Origin of the sequence: Pseudomonas fluorescens, assembly GCF_002837185.1 — a bacterium.
GTDB lineage: Bacteria > Pseudomonadota > Gammaproteobacteria > Pseudomonadales > Pseudomonadaceae > Aquipseudomonas > Aquipseudomonas fluorescens_AM.
On record NZ_KZ477988.1, the window covers coordinates 1 to 23,700 of the forward strand.

The 23,700-nt window shown below is 62.0% G+C and carries 19 protein-coding genes; 14 read left to right on the plus strand and 5 right to left on the minus strand.

Annotated elements, in window-relative coordinates; all coding sequences use genetic code 11:
- Positions 1–186 precede the first annotated feature (186 nt).
- Positions 187–1,530: an MATE family efflux transporter gene (locus tag CIB54_RS04905; RefSeq protein ID WP_065951437.1), complete on the plus strand. Its 1,344-nt coding sequence runs from the start codon at positions 187–189 to the stop codon at positions 1,528–1,530.
- Between the two features lie 48 nt (positions 1,531–1,578).
- On the opposite strand, the gene speA is transcribed toward CIB54_RS04905, so the two are convergent.
- The 4 genes from speA to CIB54_RS04925 all read right to left on the minus strand — a co-directional run bounded on the left by speA (position 1,579) and on the right by CIB54_RS04925 (position 5,702).
- Positions 1,579–3,492, minus strand: coding sequence for an arginine decarboxylase (speA, locus tag CIB54_RS04910; RefSeq protein WP_065883466.1), 1,914 nt, complete (start codon positions 3,490–3,492; stop codon positions 1,579–1,581).
- 143 nt (positions 3,493–3,635) lie between these two features.
- Positions 3,636–4,007, minus strand: a complete 372-nt coding sequence (locus tag CIB54_RS04915) for a translation initiation factor Sui1 (RefSeq protein WP_057724111.1) — start codon at positions 4,005–4,007, stop codon at positions 3,636–3,638.
- Between the two features lie 88 nt (positions 4,008–4,095).
- A complete protein-coding gene (locus tag CIB54_RS04920) occupies positions 4,096–4,632 on the minus strand; it encodes an NUDIX hydrolase (protein ID WP_065951438.1) in 537 nt (178 codons plus the stop codon).
- Positions 4,633–4,634: 2 nt separating this feature from the next.
- Positions 4,635–5,702: a DUF2333 family protein gene (locus tag CIB54_RS04925; protein ID WP_101218856.1), complete on the minus strand. Its 1,068-nt coding sequence runs from the start codon at positions 5,700–5,702 to the stop codon at positions 4,635–4,637.
- Between the two features lie 299 nt (positions 5,703–6,001).
- Between CIB54_RS04925 and CIB54_RS04930 the strand changes: the two genes are divergently transcribed.
- From CIB54_RS04930 to CIB54_RS04995, 13 genes are all read left to right on the plus strand, one after another.
- Complete coding sequence (locus tag CIB54_RS04930) at positions 6,002–7,672, plus strand: response regulator (RefSeq protein ID WP_065951440.1); 1,671 nt, start codon at positions 6,002–6,004, stop codon at positions 7,670–7,672.
- 53 nt (positions 7,673–7,725) lie between these two features.
- Positions 7,726–9,687 carry a methyl-accepting chemotaxis protein gene (locus tag CIB54_RS04935; protein ID WP_101218858.1) on the plus strand — a complete coding sequence of 654 codons (1,962 nt, stop codon included), beginning with the start codon at positions 7,726–7,728 and terminating at the stop codon, positions 9,685–9,687.
- A 232-nt stretch (positions 9,688–9,919) separates the two neighbouring features.
- The gene (gene aroQ / locus CIB54_RS04940) at positions 9,920–10,375 is read left to right on the plus strand and encodes a type II 3-dehydroquinate dehydratase (RefSeq protein ID WP_065951442.1); all 456 of its coding nucleotides are present in this window, start codon (positions 9,920–9,922) and stop codon (positions 10,373–10,375) included.
- Positions 10,376–10,399: 24 nt separating this feature from the next.
- Complete coding sequence (gene accB, locus CIB54_RS04945) at positions 10,400–10,861, plus strand: acetyl-CoA carboxylase biotin carboxyl carrier protein (protein ID WP_065894602.1); 462 nt, start codon at positions 10,400–10,402, stop codon at positions 10,859–10,861.
- A 17-nt stretch (positions 10,862–10,878) separates the two neighbouring features.
- A complete protein-coding gene (gene accC / locus CIB54_RS04950) occupies positions 10,879–12,240 on the plus strand; it encodes an acetyl-CoA carboxylase biotin carboxylase subunit (RefSeq protein ID WP_003188188.1) in 1,362 nt (453 codons plus the stop codon).
- Positions 12,241–12,533: 293 nt separating this feature from the next.
- Positions 12,534–13,412 carry a 50S ribosomal protein L11 methyltransferase gene (prmA, locus tag CIB54_RS04955; protein WP_065951444.1) on the plus strand — a complete coding sequence of 293 codons (879 nt, stop codon included), beginning with the start codon at positions 12,534–12,536 and terminating at the stop codon, positions 13,410–13,412.
- Between the two features lie 30 nt (positions 13,413–13,442).
- Positions 13,443–14,648, plus strand: coding sequence for a DUF3426 domain-containing protein (locus CIB54_RS04960; protein ID WP_101218860.1), 1,206 nt, complete (start codon positions 13,443–13,445; stop codon positions 14,646–14,648).
- Positions 14,649–14,833: 185 nt separating this feature from the next.
- A complete protein-coding gene (dusB, locus tag CIB54_RS04970; protein ID WP_065951446.1) occupies positions 14,834–15,847 on the plus strand; it encodes a tRNA dihydrouridine synthase DusB in 1,014 nt (337 codons plus the stop codon).
- On the plus strand, positions 15,844–16,164 hold the full coding sequence (fis, locus tag CIB54_RS04975; protein WP_003221275.1) for a DNA-binding transcriptional regulator Fis: 321 nt from the start codon (positions 15,844–15,846) through the stop codon (positions 16,162–16,164). The genes dusB and fis overlap by 4 nt, the downstream gene beginning before the upstream one ends.
- Positions 16,165–16,245: 81 nt before the next feature.
- On the plus strand, positions 16,246–17,853 hold the full coding sequence (gene purH, locus CIB54_RS04980) for a bifunctional phosphoribosylaminoimidazolecarboxamide formyltransferase/IMP cyclohydrolase (RefSeq protein WP_065951447.1): 1,608 nt from the start codon (positions 16,246–16,248) through the stop codon (positions 17,851–17,853).
- Positions 17,854–17,990: 137 nt separating this feature from the next.
- Complete coding sequence (purD, locus tag CIB54_RS04985; RefSeq protein ID WP_065951448.1) at positions 17,991–19,283, plus strand: phosphoribosylamine--glycine ligase; 1,293 nt, start codon at positions 17,991–17,993, stop codon at positions 19,281–19,283.
- A gap of 101 nt (positions 19,284–19,384) precedes the next feature.
- Entirely contained in the window at positions 19,385–22,156 is a 2,772-nt protein-coding gene (locus CIB54_RS04990; protein ID WP_065951449.1) for a hybrid sensor histidine kinase/response regulator, read from the plus strand.
- Between the two features lie 161 nt (positions 22,157–22,317).
- Complete coding sequence (locus tag CIB54_RS04995) at positions 22,318–22,914, plus strand: MarC family protein (RefSeq protein ID WP_065883442.1); 597 nt, start codon at positions 22,318–22,320, stop codon at positions 22,912–22,914.
- Here the strand turns inward: CIB54_RS04995 and CIB54_RS05000 are convergent.
- Positions 22,911–23,690 carry a hypothetical protein gene (locus tag CIB54_RS05000; RefSeq protein ID WP_101218864.1) on the minus strand — a complete coding sequence of 260 codons (780 nt, stop codon included), beginning with the start codon at positions 23,688–23,690 and terminating at the stop codon, positions 22,911–22,913. The genes CIB54_RS04995 and CIB54_RS05000 overlap by 4 nt on opposite strands.
- Between the last annotated feature and the right edge of the window lie 10 nt (positions 23,691–23,700).

The following is a 23,700-nucleotide window of genomic DNA, read 5'->3' on the forward strand; positions in this document are numbered from 1 at the left end:
GGTTAGCCGCACTGGGCCATGGATGGCCCATTGCGGCGGCCCACGGATTCAAGCCCACATTTGGACCGGGATCGACACAACAGCCTGGCCGGCTCTGAGGCCGCCATCGGGGGCAAGCCCCCTCCCACATTGGATCTGCGGTGTGGTTAATGGACGGTTACAATACCGCTCCACCAAGGAGCCTTCATGTCCACCCTGCTCGCCGACTGGCGCCACCGCCCCACCCATCGCCGTGTCTGGGCCCTGGCCGCGCCGATGATCCTGTCGAATATTTCCGTGCCGCTGGTGGCCCTGGTCGACAGCATGGTCATCGGTCATCTGCCCCACGCCCACCAACTGGGTGCCGTGGCCGTCGGCGCCAGCCTGTATACCTTCCTCGCCTGGGCCATGGGCTTCTTGCGCATGGGCTCCACCGGCTTTGCCGCCCAGGCTGCCGGGCGCAATGACGGCGCGGCTTTGCGCCAGGTGCTGTTGCAAGGCCTGCTGCTGGCGCTGGGGCTGGCGATGTTGCTGGGCACCGTGGGTATTCCGCTCAGCCATCTGGCGCTGGAGTGGATGCAGCCCTCGGCCGAACTGAACCAACTGACCCGGGAATTCTTCCATACGCGCCTGTTCGGACTGCCTGCCGCGCTTGCCAGCTACGCGCTGGTCGGCTGGTTCCTCGGCACCCAGAACGCCCGTGCGCCGTTGGCCATCCTGCTGACCACCAACCTGGTCAATATCGCGCTGAACCTGTGGTTCGTTCTGGGCCTGGATTGGGGCGTGGTCGGCTCGGCCCGCGCCTCGGTGATCGCGGAGTGGACCGGCGCCCTGCTCGGCCTGGCCCTTACGCAAAAAGCCCTGCGCGCCTATCCCGGGCATATCGCCTGGGCCGCACTGAAGCAATGGCAAAGCTGGCGCCCGCTGCTGGCGGTGAATCGCGATATCTTTATCCGCAGCCTGGCGTTGCAGTCGGTGTTTTTCATGATCACCGTACAAGGCGCGCGCCTGGGGGACGCCACAGTTGCAGCCAATGCCCTGTTACTCAATGGCCTGTTACTGACGGCACATGCCCTGGATGGCCTGGCCCACGCGGTCGAGGCCCTGTGCGGCCACGCCATTGGCGCACGTGACCGCCAGGCGTTAAGGCGATCATTGGTGGTTGCCTGTGGATGGTCGCTGATCGCCAGCGTCGGGTTCGCCCTGCTGTTCACCTTCGGCGGCCATCTGTTTATCGCCATGCAAACAGACATTCCCAGCGTGCGCGAAACCGCCGACATCTACCTGCCCTACCTCGCGGTATTGCCGTTGATCGCAGTGTGGAGTTATTTGCTCGATGGGCTGTTTATCGGCGCCACGCGGGCGCGGGAAATGCGCAATGGGATGTTGCTGACGGTGCTGCTGATGCTGCCAATTGCGTGGGCATTGCAGGGGTTGGGCAACCACGGGTTGTGGATCACCTTTCTGTTGTTCATGGCGGTGCGCAGTTTGACCCTGTGGGCAATTGCCTGGCGGCTGAATCGGCAAGGGCTGTGGCTGGGCGCCAACTGAACAAAGGCAATCCAAATGTGGGAGGGGGCAAGCCCCCTCCCACATGTTTTACGAGGACAGGTAGGAAGAACGGGTCAGGCCCAGGCGCAACGCGTCCAGGAACTGGGTGCGTTCCGACGCGGAGATCTTCGCGCTGGCACACTTGTCGCGGTAATGCGTCATCAATTCCTCCGGCGACAAGTGCACATAGCGCAGCATGTCTTCGATGGTGTCGTGAGTCTCGATCCCGGCGCTGTACACCGAACCGTCTTCACGCTGGTAGATGTTCACCGAATCGGTGTCGCCGAACAGGTTGTGCATATCGCCGAGGATTTCCTGATACGCGCCGACCAGGAAGATGCCCAGCAGGTAGTCTTCGCCCTCGTTCAAGGCATGGACCGGCAGGCTGGTCTCGATGCTCTGCTCGTCGACGTACTGCTTGATCTTGCCGTCGGAGTCACAGGTCAGGTCTTGCAGCACGGCGCGGCGCAGCGGCTCTTCGTCGAGGCGATGCAGCGGCAGAATAGGCAGTACCTGGCCGATGGCCCAGGTGTCCGGCAGGCTCTGGAACACCGAGAAGTTGCAGATGTACTTGTCGGCCAGCTTGTCGTTGAGTTCGTCCAGCACCTGGCGGTGCGAGCGCTGGCGGGCCTTGAGCGAGTTGTGCAGGCGACGGCACACCGCGAAGTAGCACTGCTCGGCCAGGGCTTTCTCGGCCAGGGTCAGCTTGCCGTCGGCATACTGGGTGGCCACGTCGCTCATGTAGTGAGTGGCGCGCCAGTAGGTTTCGGTGACCATCTCGATATCGGTCGGGCCGAGCAGGTCCACCAGCCACTGCACGGTTTCCGGCAGGCTTTCCTTGTTTTCGATGGTCGGGATTTCGTCGTTGTGTTTCTCGACGTCAGTCACCTGCACCACCAGCATGGCGTGGTGGGCCGTCAGGGAACGGCCACTCTCGGAGAAGATGTGCGGGTGCGGCAGGCTCTGCGCGTCGCAGAACTCCTTGAGCATGCCCACCACCACGCCGGCGTAGTCGTCCATGTCGTAGTTGATCGAGCTGGCGTTGCGCGAGTGGGTACCGTCGTAGTCCACGCCCAGGCCACCGCCCACATCGATGTGGTCCACCGGCAGGCCGAGGTTGCGCAGTTCGCCGTAATAACGAATGGCTTCCTTGAACCCGTGCTGGTAGTCGGCCAGGTTGGCGATCTGCGAGCCCATATGGAAGTGCAGCAGGCGGATGCCCTGGTCCAGGCCGGCCGCGCGAAAACGCTCGACCACCGACAGCAGCTGCGCCGCCGACAAACCGAACTTGGACTTCTCGCCACCGGTGTCCGCCCACTTGCTCGAGGCCAGGGACGACAGGCGCACACGCAAGCCCACCTGCGGCTTGACCTTGAGGCTGGCGGCCTCTTCGATCACCAGTTCAACTTCGGATTCTTTCTCGATCACGATGAACACGTTGTGGCCGAGCTTCTGGCCCATCAGCGCCAGGCGGATGAATTCACGGTCTTTGTAGCCGTTGCAGACAATGGTGCCGCCCTTCGGTGCCAGGGCCAGCACGGCCAGCAGCTCCGGCTTGGAGCCGGCTTCCAGGCCGATGGAGACGTTCTGGGTGGCGATGATGTTCTCGATCACCGCTTCCTGCTGGTTCACCTTGATCGGGTACAGCGCGGTGTACTGGCTCTGGTATTCCAGGCGCTCGATGTTCGAATCGAAGGCACCGGTGAGCTGGCGCACACGGTCTTGCAGGATATCGGGGAAGCGCACCAGCAGCGGCAACGACAGGCCGCTTTTGCGCAGCTCGTCGACTTGCTCGTACAGATCGACAGGCGTGCTGTTCGGACCGTTCGGACGGACTTCTACGCGACCGGCTTCATTGATCGCGAAATAACCGGCCCCCCAATGGCGAATCCCGTAAACACTGCGGCTGTCCGCAACTGTCCATTGGCTGCCATCGTCTTTGCGTGTGCGTCGTACGGACATCGAAGTCCCCTATAAATGAAGGCGAAGGCACCACCTCAAGCGGAGGCTGGCGCAGTCTAAAGAATGAAAATGACGATTTGCCTGTTAAGGGAGGTAGACCTCGCTCGCAGGACAGAGTTTAGACACAGGTTGGGAAGAGGCTTTCAGCCGCCGGACTTCTTGGCCTTGTAACCGAGCTTGATCAGCTCGGCCAACAGCAGTTCGACATGCTCGCCCTGGATCTCGATGACCCCGTCTTTCAACGCGCCACCGGTGCCGCAGCGCTTTTTCAGCGTGGTGGCAAGTTCCTTGAGCGCCTCTTCGGCCAGCGGCACGCCGGTGATGGTGGTCACCGTCTTGCCGCCACGGCCTTTGCTCTCGCGGCGTACGCGGGCAATGCCGTCGCCTTCGGGAATCAGGGTTTGTTTGCAGGTGCACGAATCCACGGGCTGACGGCAGTCCGGGCAGTGTCGACCTGCATCGGTGGAAAATACCAGGCCACCCAAGGCGGCGAAGGATGCGGCTTTCTTGGCCACCGGCAATCCTCTAGGGGATGAAAAGTGGCGCAGTGTAACGGCAAAAAGCCAAGTTGCTAAGGGCCAAATGGCGCCATTTCATGCAACTTTAGCGACGCAACGCCAGATAGCGCCGCAGGCCTTCTTGCGCGTCCGGGCAGTAAGGCTTGTGTTTGGCCTCGCTCAAGACCGTTTCAATCGGCAGGAAGCGCGCTTCCATGACTTCTTCGGGCTGCAGGCACAGGGGCCCGTCCCATACCGCCGAGTAGGAGGTGCACCAAAGCCTGCTGTCGCCGTCTTCGAAATAGAAATGGTCATGTTCGATCAATTCCACGCCGCTGACGCCAAGCTCTTCTGCAAGTTCACGGGCCGCCGAATCGGCATAGGTTTCCCCTGCCGCGACCATCCCGCCCGCTGCCGTGTCCCAGAAACCGGGATACAACGCTTTGCTCAGGGTGCGCCGATGCACACACAGCTCGCCCCTGGAGTTGAACAGGAAGATAAAGGTGCAACGGCCAATCAGCCCGCGCTGGCGCAGGTCGGACCTTACGAGGGTACCGAGCGGGTTGTCGTGTTCGTCAACCCACTGGATCAGTTCAGCATCGGAGGCTACCCGGTGGGCGGCCTCCTTTTGAGTAGCGTCCATCATCAACCCTGGTTGAGGAGCTGACGCAAATCGATCACTGCAGCGTTGGCCCGGGAAATGTAGTTGGCCATCACCAGCGAGTGGTTCGCCAGTACGCCGAAGCCACTGCCATTGAGAATCATGGGGCTCCACACCGGCTCCTGCGAGGCCTCCAGCTCACGAATGATCTGGCGCACGCTGACCGTGGCGTTTTTCTTGGCCAGCACGTCGGCAAAGTCGACCTCGATGGAGCGCAGCAGATGGGACAGCGCCCACGCCTGGCCACGGGCCTCATAGAACACGTTGTCGATCTGCATCCATGGGGTCTCGACCACTTCTTCATCGACCTGGGGCACTTCACCCGGCGCCAGCGCTTCGGTTTTCAGCGCGGTGTTCAGCTTGACCCGGCCCACGCTGGCCGACAGACGCTGCGACAGCGAACCCAGACGGGTGGCGACATCGCCCAGCCAGTTGTTCAGGTTGTCGGCGCGGGCATAGAACAGCGCACCCTTCTGATTCGGGTCGGACAGGCGTGCTTCGTAGCGACTCAGGGAATTGATGCCTTCCTGGTATTCCGACTCGCTGGACGGCAGCACCCAGCTCTTGTTGTCAAAGTTGAAACGCGGCTCGGCCTTGGCCAGATCAGCGTCTTCAGCCGACTGCGACTGGGAACGGGCGAAATCCTTGCGCAGGGCGCGGGTCAGGTCGCGTACCTGCACCAGCACGCCGTACTCCCAGCTCGGCATGTTGTCCATCCACAGGCCTGGCGGGAAGCGATCATTGGAAATGTAGCCACCGGGCTTGTCCAGCAAGGTACCCACTACGTTTTTCAGGGTTTCGACCGTGGTGTAGCCGATCACCATCTGCTTGCCTTCCTTCTCGGCGGCAAGCTGGGCGTTTTGCTGGACCGGAAACAAGGCCGGCTCCTGGCTCCAATACCAACCCAGGCCACCGGTGACCAGAAGGTACAAGCAGATCACGCTGAGCAAGGCGCGGCTCATCAGCAGGTTGCGAACGTAGCTGCGGTTGGCCGACTTGGGCTCAGGGGCGGGGCCTTTGGCACTGCCTTCACGGTTTTTCCAGTCCAGCATGGCGATATCCTTTCAATCACTTGAGTTCATGCACATCAATTGTCCGGGTGCGGTCAAACACTCCGACCACAACCCTACCCCATCGTGCCCATCGGTGCGGCGCTTTTAAACCAAACTGGCGCATACCCGAGGGTGGACTATAAAGGATGCACGCCTTTTACACAGCGCGACCACAAGGTCAAAAAATGAATACCGCAGACGCGTACTTAATTGACGTATGACACTCATGCAATAGAAAAAGAGATGCTAGCATAGGGCCACTAGTCGACCTCAGCATGCACCTTCACAGTAGTCAGGATATGACCGAGTCAGAAGACCCCAGCCGCGAGCGTCTCAAGCAGCATTTTGCCCAGCGGGTAATTCATCAGGCACGTCAAATTCTTGAGATCTGGCAGCGCCTGCAGCGCAGCGAATGGTCGAACGCCGACTTCTCCGAGCTCAGCGAAGCCACTCTGCGCCTGCTGCGCTTTGCCGAGCGTTTCGAACAGCCCGAGCACCGCCAACTGGCCCAGCACATTGGCGAGTCCCTCAAGGCCGTGGACGAAAACCGTGGCCGCCTGAGCAGTCACCTGATCACCGAGCTCAACCGTTTGATGCAGCGCCTGTCGCGTACCGGGCTGCGTCAGGGCGATCAGCTTGAGCAAACCCAGCTGCCGCCGATGCGCAAGCCGATCTACGTGATGCTGGCCGACCACGACCGCGCCGAACGCCTGGCCAAGCAGCTGGAATTTTTTGGCATGAGCGCGCAGTCCCTGGACAGCGTCGCAGCGTTTCGCGCCTCCATGGCCGAGCGCCTGCCGTCGGCCATCGTGATGGACGTCGACTTCTGCGGCACCGGGCTGGGGCTAAAACTGGCCGCCGAAGCCCAGCAGGGCCTGGAGCAAAAGCTGCCGCTGCTGTTTTTCAGCCTGCATGAGACCGACACGCCGACGCGTCTGGCCGCCGTGCGCGCCGGTGGCGAAGAATTCCTCACTGGCACGCTGGAAGCCTCGAGCCTGCTGGAAAAGATCGAAGTGCTGACCTGCGTCGCTCAATATGAGCCGTATAAGGTGCTGATCATTGACGACTCCCGCGCCCAGGCGTTGCACACCGAGCGCCTGCTCAACAGCGCCGGCATCGTCACCCGCACCTTGATCGAGCCGATCCAGGCCATGGCCGAGCTGGCGGACTTCCAGCCCGACCTGATCATCCTCGACATGTACATGCCCGCCTGCACCGGCACCGAGCTGGCCAAGGTGATTCGCCACAACGACCGCTATGTCAGCGTGCCGATCATCTACCTGTCGGCCGAAGATGACCTGGACAAACAGCTCGATGCGATGAGCGAAGGCGGTGACGACTTCCTGACCAAGCCGATCAAGCCGCGCCATCTGATCACCACCGTGCGCAACCGCGCGGCGCGCGCGCGCAATTTGAAGGCGCGGATGGTGCGCGACAGCCTGACCGGGCTGTACAACCACACGCATATCCTGCAATTGCTCGAAGACTGCAGCTTCCGCGCCCGTCGCGAAAACAAGCCGCTGAGCTTCGCCATGCTGGATATCGATCACTTCAAGCGGGTCAATGACAGCCACGGTCACCCCATGGGCGATCGCGTCATCAAAAGCCTGGCCTTGTTCCTCAAGCAGCGCCTGCGCAAGACCGATTACATCGGCCGCTATGGCGGTGAGGAATTTGCCATCGTGATGCCCGACACCGACCTCGAATCGGCCTGCAAAGTGCTGGACGACATTCGTGGGCGCTTTGCGGAAATCCACTACCCGGCCCAGCCACAGGACTTATGGTGCACCTTCAGTGCCGGGCTGGTGGAACTGTGCGACGGCTCCGACAGCCTGATGATGGCCGCCCAGGCCGACGAGGCGCTGTACCGTGCCAAGCATGCGGGACGCAACCGCGTGCAGGCGGCTCGCCCATCAAAGCAAAGTGCCATCTTTTCACCGGAATTCACTGATTCGGTCATAACGTTGTAATGGAAACGCAATAACTTCAGGCACCTATCTTTTGCTGTCGGTTGAAACCACGCATGCGCCTGAAGCTGCTGACCAATCTCAATACCCTTCTTCTGGTTGCCGTGTGCCTGGCACTTGGCGCGACGCTATGGTGGTCGCAACGGGCGCTGGAGCGCCCGTACCTGTTGATGGAGCGCTATCTGGGGCTGTCCCAGGTCTTTGAGAACCAGGCCGCACGCAATATCGACGACTACCTGGCCAGCGGCGATGCCCTGCGGTTGAGCAGCGCCGGCCAGAGCCTGGAAAGCCTGTTGCAGCAGCTCGACTCACTGCCGCCCGAGTTGGCGCAAAGCCTGCGCCCCAGCCTCGCGGACCTGGATGCCTTCAGCAAAACCGACCTGCTCGCCGCCGGTAAGCTGGCCGGGGACCCGCAAGCGCTGCTGCTGCAAGCCGAACGCGAACTGGGGGCGAACCTGGAGCAACTGAGCCAGTACGCCGGCACGGTCGATTCTGCGGAGGCAGCGCGCTACCTGCCGCCGCTGCTGGCCGCCTCGCAACACCTGGGCAAACTGTCACTGGCGCGCGACAAACTGGTCAGCAGCGGGCGCGCCGAGCTGGCCGATGACGTCGAGCGTGAAATCGCCAACATCCGCAGCCAGGCCGACCTGTTGGCCCAGCTGCCTTTACTGGGCGTAAAGGCCAGCGCCGAATCCAGCACCGACGATTTTTCCGCCTTGATGGGGCTGCAAAACACTGAAAAAACCGAAGCGCTGGACACCGGCGTTGACCTCAAGCGTGAACTCAACGGCCTGTTGACCCGCTACCCCGCCGAACTCAAGCGCACCCGCGAACAGATCCAACAACGCGCCGACCTTGCCGCCGCCACACACACCAAGATCACCGGTGTGCGCCAGGCCATCGCCGGCCTGGAGCCGGTGGTGCGCGCGCAACACGCCAGGATCCAGGGCGAAGTGCGCCTGATACAAGGGCTGATGATTGGCCTGATCCTGCTGATCGCCCTGTTGATCGACACCTTGCAGCGTCGCCTGGCGCGGGTGCTGACCGCCCTTGCTCCGGCGCTGTCCACCTGGGCCGAAGGCAACTTCAGCCAGCCGATCGCCTTGGGCAGGACCAACCGCGAACTGCACGATATCCAAGCCTCGCTCAACCGCCTGCGCGCTTATCTGGTGGACCTCGTCGGCACGATTCGCGGCAACGCCGAAGAAGTCGCCGGCAGCAGCCGCGCCCTTGCCGAACTGAGCAACGGCCTGCACCACGGCGCCGAACGCCAGGCCGGGGATACGGCGCAGATCCGTGACTCCCTCGGCGAACTGGAAGCGACCATCCAGCAAGTGGCGGGCGATGCCAGCCAGGCCGCTGGCGCCAGTCGCAGTGCAGGCATCGCCGTGGAACAAGGCCAGCGGGTCATCGGCCTGAGCCTGACCGGGTTGCACGCCCTGGTGGGTGAAGTGCAGCAAAACGCGCAAATGATCGAGAAACTTGCCGAAGAGTCCGCCACCATCGGCGGCGTACTCACGGTGATCCGCTCGATCGCCGAGCAGACCAACCTGCTGGCGCTCAATGCAGCCATCGAAGCCGCCCGCGCCGGTGAGGCCGGCCGAGGGTTTGCCGTGGTCGCCGATGAAGTGCGCACCCTGGCCCAACGCACAGCCGGCGCCACTGCCGAAATCCAGGGTTTGATCAGCAGCCTGCAAACCGCCGCCCACCAATCGGTGCAAGGCATGCGTGCACAAGTCGAACACGCCGAAGCCACCGCCGAGCAAGCCCAGGCCGCCGATGGCGCGCTGGACGAAATCGTCGGGGCGATCCAGACCATTTCCCAAACGGCGGTGCGCATCGCTGATGTGACGGCGCAGCAAAGCGGGGCCGTCAGTGAAATTCGCGATAACAGCGAACGCATTCACCAGCTGGGTGAGGATAACCTGCTGCGTATCGGCCAAGGGCGCAGCCAGAGCGAACACCTGCTGGTGCTGGGTGGGCAGCTCAACACGGCGGTGCAAGCCTTCCGCGTCTGACCTCCCATCCGGTGAAGATCAAAAGGTGGGAGGGGGCTTGCCCCCCTCCCACATGGGATCTCCCGCGATTTCATGACTGTATTGCCCATGACCGGATCCCAAGTCACAGTCACAAATTTTTCGCTATCCTCGCTAATCGTGCTGGCTACTGCATAGAACTGGACAGTCACAAAGGCTTTGCGGCATAGTCGCCGGGTTCTGCAGCACCTCAATCAATAACAAGGAACAGCCGATGGCGACCTTACTGGTTCTTCACGGACCCAACCTGAACCTGCTCGGCACCCGTGAACCGGGCGTGTACGGGGCAGTGACGCTGGATCAGATCAACCTCGATCTGGAACAGAGGGCCCGTGTTGCCGGCCACCATTTGCTCTACCTGCAAAGCAATGCCGAGTATGAATTGATTGATCGCATCCATGCCGCGCGCGGCGAAGGCGTGGACTTTATTCTGATCAATCCCGCCGCTTTCACGCATACAAGCGTTGCATTACGTGACGCGCTGCTGGCGGTGAGCATCCCATTCATCGAAGTGCATTTATCGAACGTGCACAAACGCGAAGCTTTCCGCCATCACTCTTACTTCTCCGATGTAGCGGTAGGAGTGATCTGCGGCCTTGGCGCCAGCGGTTACCGACTGGCCCTGGAGGCCGCCCTGGAACACGTTGAAGAACAGGCTAAACGCCCCTGACCGACCCTTGGGAGTTGATGATTCATGGATATCCGTAAAGTTAAGAAACTGATCGAACTGCTGGAAGAATCCGGTATCGACGAGCTGGAAATCAAGGAAGGCGAAGAGTCCGTACGGATCAGCCGTCACAGCAAGACCCCGGCCCAACAGTTCTACGCACCCCAGATGCAAGCACCGGCGCCAGCCGCTGCCGCCCCTGCCGCCGCCGCTCCAGCCGCAGCGCCTGCGGCCCCGGCAGCCCCGGAGCTGAACGGTTTCGTGGTCAAGTCGCCAATGGTCGGTACCTTCTACCGCACCCCGGCACCGACCTCGCCGGCCTTTGTTGAAGTGGGCAAGACCGTGAAAGTGGGCGACACCATCTGCATCGTTGAAGCGATGAAGATGATGAACCACATCACCGCCGAAAAAGCCGGCGTCATTGAATCCATCCTGGTAGAAAACGGTCAGCCGGTTGAGTACGACCAGCCGCTGTTCACCATCGTTTGAACCGCGGAGCACCTTCGATGTTGAAACCTGCGAAGAAACTGCAAAAAGTCCTGATCGCCAACCGCGGCGAAATCGCGCTGCGGATCCTGCGCGCCTGTAAGGAAGAGGGCATCAAGACCGTCGCTGTTTACTCGACGGCCGATACCGAATTGATGCACGTGAAACTGGCGGACGAAAGCATCTGCATCGGCCCGCCACTGGCCACCAACTCTTACCTGAAAGTCTCGAACATCATCGCGGCCGCTGAAGTGACTGGCGCTGATGGCATCCACCCGGGCTACGGCTTCCTCGCGGAAAACGCCGACTTCGCCGAACAGGTGGAGAAATCCGGGTTTGCCTTCATCGGCCCGAAAGCCGAAACCATTCGCCTGATGGGCGACAAGGTCTCGGCCAAGGACGCCATGATCGCAGCCGGCGTGCCTACCGTTCCCGGCTCCGACGGCCCACTGCCGGAAGACGAGGAGACCGCGCTGCGCATTGGTCGCGAAGTCGGCTACCCGGTGATCATCAAGGCCGCCGGTGGCGGTGGTGGTCGCGGCATGCGCGTGGTGCACAAGGAAGAAGACCTGATCGAGGCCGCCAAGCAGACCCGTTCCGAAGCGGGCGCCTGGTTCGGTAACCCGATGGTCTACCTGGAGAAGTACCTGACCAACCCACGTCACGTGGAAGTGCAGGTACTGTCCGACGGCCAGGGCCACGCGATCCACCTGGGTGACCGCGATTGCTCGCTGCAACGTCGCCACCAGAAGGTACTCGAAGAAGCGCCGGCACCGGGTCTGGACGAAAAGGCCCGCCAGGAAGTCCTGGCTCGCTGCGTCAAGGCGTGCATCGACATCAACTACCGTGGCGCCGGCACCTTCGAGTTCCTCTACGAGAACGGCCGCTTCTACTTCATCGAGATGAACACTCGCGTGCAGGTAGAACACCCGGTATCGGAAATGGTCACCGGTATCGACATCGTCAAGGAGATGCTCAGCATCGCCGCCGGCAACGTGCTGTCCTTCACCCAGGACGACGTGAAGATGCACGGCCACTCCCTGGAGTGCCGGATCAACGCCGAAGACCCGAAAACCTTTATCCCAAGCCCTGGCCTGGTCAAGCATTTCCACGCGCCCGGCGGCAACGGCGTACGTGTGGATTCGCACCTGTACAGCGGCTACAAGGTTCCGTCCAACTACGACTCGCTGATCGGCAAGCTGATCACCTGGGGCGCGACCCGCGACGAGGCCATGGCCCGCATGCGCAACGCCCTGGACGAAATCGTGGTCGACGGCATCAAGACCAACATCCCGCTGCATCGGGACCTGGTTCGCGATGAAGGCTTCTGCGAAGGTGGTGTGAACATTCACTACCTGGAACACAAGCTGGCCAACCAGTAAGTGCTCCAACCACCAAAGCCGCCTTCGGGCGGTTTTGTTGTTTCTGGGCCCGTATTTTTTGAATGCACACAATCCAACTGTGGGAGGGGGCTTGCCCCCGATCGCGGTATGTCAGTCTCAATATCCGTAACTGATCCACCGCCATCGGGGGCAAGCCCCCTCCCACCTTGTCCTGTGTACATTCTGAGCACTGCAACTCGTCAGTACTGTCGTCTTCTGCCGTTCGCTCGCGTAAACTTGCGCGCTTTCGCGGCCTACTCGCTGCACACTCATTTTTTTCAAAGGTGCCCGCCATGCCTTGGCTGCAAGTCCGTCTCGCCATCAGCCCGGAACAAGCCGAAACCTACGAAGACGCCTTCCTTGAAGTCGGCGCCGTGTCGGTGACCTTCATGGACGCTGAAGACCAGCCGATCTTCGAACCGGAACTCAACACCACACCGCTGTGGTCCCACACCCATCTGCTGGCCCTGTTCGAAGACGGTACCGAGGCCGCCAGCGTCCTGGCCCACCTGGAACTGCTGACCGGCGGCCCGCTGCCCGAGCATCACAGCGAAGTGATCGAAGACCAGGATTGGGAGCGCAGCTGGATGGATAACTTCCAGCCCATGCGCTTCGGCCAGCGCCTGTGGATCGTGCCGAGCTGGCACGCCGCCCCCGAGCCCGATGCCGTCAATCTGCTGCTGGACCCGGGCCTGGCGTTCGGCACCGGCACTCACCCCACCACCGCGCTGTGCCTGGAATGGCTGGACGGCCAGGACCTGACCGACTGCAACGTGCTCGATTTCGGCTGCGGCTCGGGGATCCTCGCCATTGCCGCCCTGCTGCTGGGCGCCAGGGAAGCCGTGGGCACCGATATCGATGTGCAAGCGCTGGAAGCGTCTCGCGATAACGCCGGGCGCAACCACATCCCTGAAGCCAAGTTCCCACTCTATCTGCCTGAAGACCTGCCCCAGGTGCAGGCCGATGTGCTGGTTGCCAATATTCTCGCCGGGCCGCTGGTTTCACTGGCGCCGCAGTTGTCGGGCCTGGTCCGGCCGGGCGGGCGCCTGGCGCTGTCGGGCATCCTCGCCGAGCAGGGTGAAGAGGTCGCTGCCGCCTACGCCAGGGATTTCGAGCTGGACCCCATCGCCAACCGTGACGGTTGGGTACGCATCAGTGGGCGTCGGCGCTAGAATGAGCGCTTGTCTGAATCGGATGGCCGCATGACCGACAGTTTCGTCACCCAGTGCCCGCATTGCCAGTCGCGCTTTCGCGTCAACCACGCTCAGTTGAGCGTGGCCCGCGGCGTGGTGCGCTGCGGCTCGTGCCTGCAAGTGTTCAACGCCGCTCGCCAGTTGCTGGAGCAACGGGCGCAAACGCAACCTGACCACGCCCCTGCACTTGAGGCTGCCACCGAGGCACCACGCGCCATCAGCCAAAAGCAGTGGAGCGCCGAAGAACTGGACCTGGACAACCTGGACCTGGACGAAGAACTGGCCAAACTCGAGCGCCGCGAGATTCAGCACACCCAGCCCGTCGGCGCCGAACGCCGCCAGCCGGGGGCCGACCGTCGACACAAGGACGACGCCCTCAGCGCCAGCCGCGATACGGTCAAGGCCGAGGAAGAAAAATGGGCCGCCAGTTTATTCAGTGAGCCGCTGCAAGCGCGCGACCCGTCCGCTGAAGCAGAACCGAGCGCCCGCACCGAACCGTCCATGTCCTTTCACCCGGACGATATCGACGACGAGCCGCCACTGCGCGAGGCCCCGCACGACGACGATGATTCAGACCCACCGTTCACGCCCCTGACCCCAGCGGCAGACGCAACCGATGACCGTGCGCAATCGCGGCGCAAGCGAGCCCGCGCCGAGTCCGGCGCCCACGACGACCTGTTCCAGGACCTGGAAGACGACCCGCTGCACCTGTATGCGCAGAAGCGCCCTTCCGGCTGGGGCCGCCGCCTGATCTGGATCGTGCTGGTGGTGCTCGCTGCCGCCGGCCTGGCAGGCCAGTACATCGCCTACCAATTCGACGAACTGGCCCGCCAGGACGCCTACCGCCCGTGGTTCCAGCAACTGTGCCCGACCCTGGGCTGCACCGTGCCATCGCGGGTCGACATCGCCCATATCAAGAGCAGCAACCTGGTGGTGCGCAGCCACCCGGAGTTCGCCGGGGCCCTGGTGGTGGATGCGATCATCTACAATCGCGCAACCTTCTCCCAGCCCTTCCCGCTGCTGGAACTGCGTTTTGCCGACCTGAACGGCGGCCTGATCGCCAGTCGACGCTTCAAGCCCGCCGAATACCTCAGCGGCGAATTGGCCGGAGTCAGCGAAATGCCGTCGCAGGTACCGATCCACATCTCCCTGGACATCCTCGACCCAGGCAACAAAGCCGTGAATTACAGCCTGAGCTTCCATTCGCCCGAATGAAGCCACGCCGCAGCCGTGGTTTGAAGGCGGATTATTGACTGCACCGACGTCAACCAAACCGATGGCGATAAAAAAATAACTGTTCAGATTTTATCCAATTCAGCCTTTATCCAGTCATCGAGAGCGGGTATCATGCCAACCCTTTTTCGAACTCTAATGATCCGGCCCCACAACAGGGAAGTCCTATGTCGGCGGTACGCATCGGCCCATATACATTGCACAACGGCTTGATCCTCGCCCCGATGGCGGGGGTCACTGACCAGCCCTTTCGTCAGCTCTGCAAACGTTTGGGCGCGGGTCTAGTAGTCTCTGAAATGGTCACCAGCGACATGAGTTTGTGGAACACCCGCAAGTCGCGGTTGCGCATGATCCACGAAGGTGATCCCGAGCCGCGCTCGGTGCAGATCGCCGGGGGTGATGCGCAGATGCTGGCGGATGCGGCCAGGGCCAATGTGGAGCTGGGCGCGCAGATCATTGATATCAACATGGGCTGCCCGGCCAAGAAAGTTTGCAACAAGGCCGCGGGTTCCGCCTTGTTGAAAGATGAGCAGTTGGTTGCCGAGATCCTGCAGGCCGTTGTCGCCGCAGTCGATGTGCCAGTGACCCTGAAGATTCGTACCGGTTGGGACCGGGACAACAAGAATGGCCTGACGGTGGCGAAGATCGCCGAACAGGCGGGTATTGCAGCGCTGGCGGTGCATGGCCGCACCCGCGCCGACCTTTATACCGGGGAAGCCGAGTACGACACTGTTGCCGCGATCAAGCAGGCGGTGTCAATGCCGGTGTTTGCCAATGGCGATATCGATTCAGCCGAGAAAGCCCGGCGCGTGCTGCACGCAACCGGTGCCGATGGCTTGTTGATCGGCCGGGCCGCCCAGGGGCGGCCATGGATTTTCCGTGAAATCGAGCATTTCCTGCGTACCGGCGACGTGTTGCCGGCACCGGGACTGACCGAGGTGGAACATATTCTGCTGGAGCATCTGGCCGCCCTGCACGCCTTCTATGGGGATGTGATGGGCGTACGTATTGCTCGCAAGCATGTCGGCTGGTACCTCGCCACCTTGCCGGGCGCCAAGGAATTGCGCGCTCAGTTCAATCGTTTGGATGAAACGCAGGCACAGGTCGCCACCGTTCGTGAATTCTTCGCCGAACGTGACAAGAGCCTGGAAACAGGGGATGGAGAGGGGGTGGCCGCATGACCATGATGACCGAGACTTTAGTGAGTGGAACAGCACCCGTGAGCGACAACGTCAATTTGAAACAGCACCTCAACACGCCGAGCGAAGAAGGCCAGACCCTTCGCGGGAGTGTCGAGAAGGCGCTGCACAATTATTTCGCCCACCTCGAGGGTGCTTCCGTCACGGACGTGTACAACCTGGTGCTCTCCGAAGTCGAGGCGCCCTTGCTCGAAAGCGTGATGAACTACGTCAAGGGCAACCAGACCAAAGCCAGTGAGCTGCTGGGCCTCAATCGTGGCACCTTGCGCAAAAAGCTCAAGCAGTACGATTTGCTGTAAGCATTCAATCAAACCAGAAAGGCGCCCGCGTAAAACCGGTCGCCTTTTTTGCTGACTCCTTTGCTTTTGATGGAAATTGAGATGACCGACCAGACTACCCGCCTGCCGATCCGCCGCGCCTTGATCAGTGTTTCCGACAAGACCGGGATCCTCGAATTTGCCCGGGAGCTGGAAGCCCTGGGCGTGGAAATCCTCTCCACGGGCGGGACCTTCAAACTGCTGCAGGACAACGGCGTGGCCGCAGTAGAAGTCGCGGACTACACCGGTTTCGCGGAAATGATGGACGGTCGGGTCAAAACCCTGCACCCGAAAATTCACGGCGGCATTCTCGGCCGTCGCGGCATCGACGACGCCATCATGACCGAGCACGGCATCAAGCCGATCGACCTGGTGGCCGTCAACCTCTACCCGTTCGAAGCCACCATCAACAAGCCGGGCTGCGACCTGCCGACCGCTATCGAAAACATCGATATCGGCGGCCCGACCATGGTGCGCTCGGCGGCCAAGAACCACAAAGACGTGGCCATCGTGGTGAACGCCAGCGATTACGCCAACGTGCTCGAAAGCCTGAAAGCCGGTGGCCTGACCTACGCCCAGCGTTTCGACCTGATGCTCAAGGCGTTCGAACACACCGCCGCCTACGACGGCATGATCGCCAACTACATGGGCACCGTGAACCAAGCGGCCCAAACCTTGAGCACAGAAGGCCGCAGCCAGTTCCCGCGCACCTTCAACAGCCAGTTCATCAAGGCCCAGGAAATGCGCTACGGCGAGAACCCGCACCAGAGCGCGGCGTTCTACGTGGAGGCAAACCCGGCCGAAGTCGGCATTGCCACCGCGACCCAGCTGCAAGGCAAAGAGCTGTCCTACAACAACGTGGCCGACACCGACGCCGCGCTGGAATGCGTGAAGAGCTTCGTCAAACCGGCCTGCGTCATCGTCAAGCACGCCAACCCGTGCGGCGTGGCCGTGAGCCCGGACGCTGAAGGCGGGATCCGCCAGGCCTACGAACTGGCCTACGCCACCGACACCGAATCGGCGTTCGGCGGCATCATTGCCTTCAACCGTGAATTGGATGCCGAGACCGCCAAGGCGATTGTCGAGCGCCAGTTCGTCGAAGTGATCATCGCGCCAAGCGTCAGCGAAGAGGCACGCGCCATCGTCGCGGCCAAAGCCAACGTGCGCCTGCTGGCCTGCGGTGAATGGTCGGCTGACCGCGCCGCTGCCTGGGACTACAAGCGCGTCAATGGCGGCCTGCTGGTACAGAGCCGTGACATCGGCATGATCGGCAGCCAGGACCTGAAAGTGGTGACCAAGCGCGCACCGACCGAGCAAGAGATCAACGACCTGATCTTCGCCTGGAAAGTGGCCAAGTACGTCAAATCCAACGCCATCGTCTACGCCAAGAACCGCCAGACCATCGGTGTCGGCGCCGGCCAGATGAGCCGTGTGAACTCGGCGCGTATCGCCGCGATCAAGGCTGAACACGCCGGCTTGCAGGTGGTGGGTTCGGTGATGGCTTCCGATGCGTTCTTCCCGTTCCGTGATGGCCTGGACAATGCCGCGAAAGCCGGCGTGACCGCCGTGATCCAACCGGGTGGTTCGATGCGTGATGCTGAAGTCATCGCCGCCGCTGATGAAGCCGGTATTGCGATGGTGTTCACCGGCATGCGCCACTTCCGCCACTGATCCAAATGTGGGAGGGGGCTTGCCCCCGATGACAGTGTGCCAGGCAACTGATCCTTATCTGACACACCGCAATCGGGGGCAAGCCCCCTCCCACATAAAGCGTTCCTGCGACGCCTACAGAATTTGAGGTTTTTGAAATGAATGTTTTGATCATTGGCAGCGGTGGCCGCGAACACGCCCTGGCCTGGAAAGTTGCCCAGGACCCACGTGTCCAGAAAGTCTTCGTTGCGCCCGGCAACGCCGGTACCGCCACTGAAGCCAAGTGCGAAAACGTCGCCATCGACGTGCTGGCGCTCGAGCAACTGGCGGACTTTGCCGAAAAGAACGTCTCCCTGACCATCGTCGGCCCGGAAGTGCCGCTGGTGGCTGGCGTCGTCGACCTGTTCCGCAGCCGTGGCCTGGATTGCTTTGGCCCGACCGCCGGCGCCGCTCAACTGGAAGGCTCGAAAGCCTTCACCAAGGACTTCCTGGCGCGCCACAAGATCCCGACCGCCGACTACCAGAACTTCACCGAGATCGAGCCGGCCCTGGCTTACCTGCGTGAAAAAGGTGCGCCGATCGTGATCAAGGCCGACGGCCTGGCTGCCGGTAAAGGCGTGATCGTCGCCATGACCCTGCAGGAAGCCGAGGACGCCGTGCGCGACATGCTCGCCGGCAACGCCTTTGGGGATGCCGGTTCGCGCGTGGTCATCGAGGAATTCCTCGACGGCGAAGAAGCCAGCTTCATCGTGATGGTCGACGGCAAGAACGTACTGCCGATGGCCACCAGTCAGGACCACAAGCGCGTCGGCAACGGCGACAGCGGCCCGAACACCGGCGGCATGGGCGCTTACTCCCCGGCGCCGGTGGTCACCCCCGAGGTGCACCAGCGCGTCATGGACCTGGTGATCTGGCCGACCGTGCGTGGCATGGCCGACGAAGGCAACGTCTACACCGGCTTCCTCTATGCCGGCCTGATGATCGACAAAGCCGGCAACCCGAAAGTCATCGAGTTCAACTGCCGCTTTGGCGACCCGGAAACCCAACCGGTGATGCTGCGCCTGCAATCAAGCCTGGTGCTGCTGGTGGAGGCCGCGCTGGCCCAGGCCCTGGACAAGGTCGAAGCACAGTGGGACCCACGCCCGAGCGTCGGCATCGTGCTCGCGGCCGGCGGTTACCCGGCCGATTACGCCAAGGGCGATGTGATTGAGGGCCTGGACGCGGCCGCTGCGCTGGAAGGCAAGGTGTTTCATGCTGGCACTGCGTTGAAGGACGGCAAGGTCGTCACCGCCGGCGGCCGCGTACTGTGCGCCACCGCGATGGGCGCCAGCGTCGACGCCGCGCAGCAGCAAGCGTACACGCTGGCTGCGAAAATCGACTGGAAAGGCTGCTTCTACCGCACCGATATCGGTTACCGCGCCATTGCCCGTGAACGCGGCGAGAACAACTGAGTAGCTATCCGTTCGGGTAGGTAAGGGCCTCTGGCCCTTGCCGTACTCATGCCGCCCCGCGCATAGTTAACCCGTGCATTCACCTACGAAGGGACTTCGCCGTGCGCTGGCTCAGGATCGCCTTAGCTTTTACAGTCAGTCTACTGACCCTGCTCTGCCTGGTCCCGGCTCAAGCCGCGGCGCAAGGCAGTGGTTGGGCAGTATTGCTCGATGATCAGGCCGACCTGCAACTGAGCGACATCCGTTCCTCACGCTATACCAATCAATTCAGCCCCATCGAACTGGACCGGATTACCGCCGCGCAGCCGGACGGTGCGTTGTGGGTGCGCTTCAAGCTGCAACCGGGCAAGCATGAACAGGTGCTGCGGGTGTTCGCCCCGGACTTGTCGAGCCTGAGCCTGTATGTGCTGGACGGCGACACCCTGGTGGAACAGCAAACCACCGGCACGCGCCAACCCCAGGCCGAGCGCCCGCTGCCCAGCAGTGACTTCATGCTGCCGATGCCACAGAGCCAGCGCCCGCTCGAGGTTTACCTGCGCCTGGTGTCGGAGCACGAGCTACGCCCCTATATCACCCTGGAGCCCGCCGTACTCGCCGCCGCCAACCAGAACCAGACGCTGGTCTACGGCTTGCTGTTCGGCGTCCTGCTGATGTTGATCCTGCATAACCTCACGCGGTTCGCCTACCACCGCTCGCGCAGCAGCCTGTGGCTGGCCGCGTGTGAATGCCTGCTGATGCTCAGCCTGGCGCTGTTGCTCAACGTGGTGGGGCCATGGCTGCCCAACTGGCACGCGATCCAGACCCCCGGCGCCTACCTCGCCCTGCTGCTGACCGCGCCGTGCGGGCTGATGTTTGCCTATCGCTTCTTCATGCCCCTGGGCCCGCACCCGCTGAACAAACTGTTGATGGCCGACATACTGTTGATCGTGCTGTGTGGCCTGCTGCTGTTGTTCGTCAACACCCTGCCGCTGAACATCATCACTTATGCCCTGGTGGCGCTGGCCGGCCTGAGCATGCTGTTTGTCTCGGCCTATCACTGGCAACAGGGCTATCGTCCGGCGCGCCTGTTCGTGGCGGGGATGGTGGTGTTCAACATCGGCACGCTGATCATTCTTCCCGCCCTGCTCGGCCTCACGCTGGTGGCACCGCAGGGCCTGATCATCACCCTGCTGAGTTTCATTTGCATCAGCGGGCTGCTGATGAGCCTGGCCCTCGGCGAACGCCAGCGCGCCATTGTTGAAACCCGCTTCAGCCTCAGCCGCGACCTGGCCGCGAGCAACGCCGAAATCGCGGCCAAGGCCGAGTTCCTGGCGAAGATCAGCCACGAAATCCGCACGCCCATGAACGGCGTGCTGGGCATGACCGAGTTGCTGCTGGGCACGCCGTTGTCGGTGAAACAACGCGATTACGTGCAGACCATCCACAGCGCCGGCAACGAGTTGCTCACCCTGATCAACGAAATCCTCGACATCTCCAAGCTCGAATCGGGGCAGATCGAACTCGATGATGTGCAGTTCGACCTCAACGCGCTGATCGACGACTGCTTGAGCATCTTCCGCGCCAAGGCCGAGCAGCAGAATGTCGAGCTGATCAGCTTCATCCAGCCCCAGGTGCCGCGCGTGATCAGCGGTGACCCGACACGCCTGCGCCAGGCGCTGCTGAGCCTGCTGGAAAACGCCCTGCATAAGACCGACGAGGGCGAAGTGCTGATCGTCGTTGCCCTCGACGAGCGCAGCAGCAAGCCGCGCCTGCGCATTGCAGTGCAAGACAGCGGCGTGCCCATGGAAGCCGCCGAGCGCGACGCCCTGTTGCACAGCGAACTGCACAGCAAGAACTTCCTCTCGGCGACACGCTTGAGCGGCCACCTGGGCCTGGTGATCGCACGCCAGCTGGTCCTGTTGATGAACGGCGAATTCGGCGTCAAGAGCGGCAGTCACCAGGGCAGCACCCTGTGGCTGACACTGCCCCTTGACCCGGAACGCCTCGAGCACCCGACCTCCGATCTCGACGGCCCGCTCAAGGACGCGCGTGTACTGGTGGTGGACGACAACGACACCTGCCGCAAGGTGCTGCTGCAGCAATGCTCGGCCTGGGGCCTGAACGTCAGCGCCGTGGCTTCGGGCAAAGAAGCCCTGGCCCTGCTGCGCACCAAGGCGCACCTGCGCGATTACTTCGACGTGGTGTTGCTGGACCAGAACATGCCCGGCATGACCGGCATGCAACTGGCGGCCAAGATCAAGGAAGACCCGAGCCTGAACCACGATATCCTGCTGATCATGCTCACCGGCATCAGCAACGCGCCGAGCAAGATCATCGCGCGTAACTGCGGGATCAAGCGCATCCTCGCCAAACCGGTGGCCGGTTATACGCTCAAGACCACCCTGGCCGACGAACTGACCCAGCGCAGCAAAGGCGCAGCCCTCCCTCGCCCCGCTCCCGCCGCGCCGGCAGCCATTACCGTGCCCAGCGACTTCCGCATCCTGGTGGCCGAGGACAACAGTATTTCCACCAAAGTGATACGCGGCATGCTCGGCAAGCTCAACCTCAACCCGGATACCGCCAGCAACGGCGAAGAAGCGTTGGAGGCAATGAAAGCCCAGCGCTATGACCTGGTGCTGATGGACTGTGAAATGCCGATCCTCGACGGTTTCTCCGCCACCCAGCAGCTACGCGCGTGGGAAGTCAGCCACCAACGTGTCCGCACGCCGGTGGTGGCGCTCACGGCGCATATTCTCTCGGAACATAAAGAACGCGCGCGCCAGGCCGGGATGGACGGGCATATGGCCAAGCCGGTGGAGCTGTCACAGTTGCGCGAGCTGGTGGACTATTGGGTTGTACAGCGCCAGCAACGCCCGGAACACGCTCCGTCCTAATTGCAATGCACTCAAATGAGGGAGGGGGCTTGCCCCCGATTGCGGTGTGTCAGTTACAAATAAGCTGACTGTCACACTGCTATCGGGGGCAACCCCCCTCCCACATTTGATTCGCGTCGCCTGATAGACTCACTGCACTTCCACCGCCCGCGAGTCCCCCCATGCTCCACGTGTTATTCAGCGTTTACCTGAAGATGCTGGTGCTCTACAGCCCGTTCTTCGTCCTGTCCTGCTTTATCAGCCTGACTCGCGGCTATTCCAGCAAGGAGCGGCGGCGCCTGGCGTGGAAAGTCGCGTTGGCGACGCTGGTGTCGAGCGTGCTGCTGTACCTGTTCGGCCGGGTTATTTTCAGTGTGTTCGGCATCACCGTGGACGCGTTCCGCATCGGCGCCGGCAGCGTGCTGTTTATCTCCGCCCTGGGCATGGCCCAGGGCAAATCGGCGGTGCAGACCGATAACGTGCAGCAGGACGTGACCATCGTACCGCTGACCATCCCGCTCACGGTCGGCCCCGGCACCATCGGTGCGTTGCTGGTAATGGGGGTGAGCCAGCCCCATTGGGACGACAAGCTCACCGCCATCCTCAGCATCGCCCTGGCCAGTCTCACGGTGGGTGTGGTGCTGTACCTGTCCAATCGGATCGAACGCATTCTTGGCGACCAGGGCTTGCAGATTGTCAGTCGGTTGATGGGCTTGTTCGTGTGCGCCCTGGCCGCGCAAATTATCTTTACCGGGGTCCGTGGCTATCTGGTGACCTAGATCCGGTATTTGGCAATGGCCGACTGCACGTTGTCACCGGCACTGTCGCGCATCAGCTGGATAGTCTTTTCGTTGACCACCGAGGTATTGAGCACCAGGCAGGTCTGCCCGCTGAAGGCCTCGAACGATGAGCTGTCCCATTCAAGGAACGGCAACCCCACCTGTTTGCTCACGCCGTGGCTGCTGTAGGTCACCAATACCATCATCACTTGGCCATTGGTTTCAGCACAGGACGCCACGCCGAAGTCACCGCCTTCGTGCACGCTGCTGTTGCGCTTGAACAAATCGAAAGAGGCCGGCTGTTGCTTCATGGCCTCCAGCGCATCGGCGGCCAGTTTCGGCAGCAGGCTGAGCAGCGGCCCCGACAGCGACATCGAGGCGAGCATCGCGCCGATGATATTCAGCGCCGCCAGTTGCACCGTCAGTCCTTTGCCGGCGCGTGAAACGCGCTCGAAGCTTCTGCGCAACGGCAGCCAGCCGAGGCTGACCATGACGTTGATAAATTCGTCGTACCACGCCTCAGTGCCGCGCTGCACCTTCAATACATCGCTCACGTAACGGCTGGCCAGCAGGTAGCTTTTACGGATGTACTCGCGGTTAAGCCCGGACAGCCCCTCGGCAAAAGAAATCACCCCGTTGTTGACCACCGCCGCATTGCAGTCATCTTCGGTGTCCAGCGGTAAAGTCGCGGGCGTGCCCGGCGCACCCGGCAATTTGTAAGCGGCAATCAGCTTGCGCCGTTTTGTACTGTTGATCCTTCTGTGGTGTCGCTCCATTTCCAATTCT